Here is a 243-nt window from a genome sequence, read left to right on the forward strand (position 1 = left end):
GCGCTGCTAGGCGACATCATCGCCGAGGACCTGGTGAAGAACGGCTGGGCCGGCGCCCTCATCTACGGCCACGTCCGTGACAAGGCGGTGCTCGCCGGGCTGCCCCTGGCGGTCAAGGCTTTGGGCGTCTCGCCACGAAAGTCGGTCAAACGCGACGAAGGCCAGATCGGCGAGGTGGTGACCTTCGCCGGGCAGACGATCCGTAGCGGCGATCAGCTCTACGCCGATGCCGACGGCGTGATC

General features: G+C 67.5%; 1 protein-coding gene. It reads left to right on the forward strand.

The annotated features are described in order from the left end of the window. Nucleotides 1–243, forward strand: a 243-nt coding sequence (locus tag AB2L51_RS15335) for an RraA family protein (RefSeq protein WP_475557856.1), incomplete at both ends; no start/stop codon positions are given.

The sequence above is a fragment of the Acetobacter fabarum genome (genome assembly GCF_040702925.2).
In the GTDB taxonomy this organism is placed as follows: Bacteria; Pseudomonadota; Alphaproteobacteria; order Acetobacterales; family Acetobacteraceae; genus Acetobacter; species Acetobacter fabarum_B.